Genomic DNA, 555 nt, shown 5'->3' on the forward strand with positions numbered 1-555 from the left:
CCGGGCGGCAGCAAAGGCAGGCGAGTTGCGCGGGCAAGCCCCGCATTGCTGGTCACGATCCCCACACGCCAGCCGCTGAAACGGGAGGCGAGTACTTTGCCCAACGCCCCGTAGAGAGAGCGCAGGCGTTTTTCATCGCCGATTCGTGCACCATAAGGTGGGTTGACGATGACCAGACCGGCGTCGCCAGAAGGGGGTTTGATGTCGCTGACGGCGCGGGTTTGGAACCTTGCAACCTCACCCACTCTGGCCTGCGTCGCATTGGCTTGGGCGGCTTCAACAGCGCCAGAGTTGCGGTCGGAGCCGGAGAAAACAAGATCGGTTTCGGATATATCCTCATTAGCACGTAGGTTACTCCACGTGGCGGGGTCGAACCCGGCAAGGTTTTCGAAGGCAAAGCTGCGGCTGCGACCAGGGTTCAGCCCCAAGGCGATCTCGGCGGCTTCTATGACAAAGGTGCCTGAGCCACACATCGGGTCCAGAACCGGTTCGGATCCGATGTATCCGCACTCTCGCAGGAACATAGCGGCCATGGTCTCCCGCATGGGGGCTTTG

General features: G+C 61.4%; 1 protein-coding gene. It reads right to left on the bottom strand.

Features of this window, described 5'->3' with window-relative positions; genetic code table 11:
- A partial coding sequence (locus ACR0C6_RS22155; RefSeq protein ID WP_480621351.1) for a THUMP domain-containing class I SAM-dependent RNA methyltransferase occupies positions 1-555 on the bottom strand: 555 nt, incomplete at both ends.

This window comes from Ruegeria sp. AL12 (assembly GCF_056540885.1).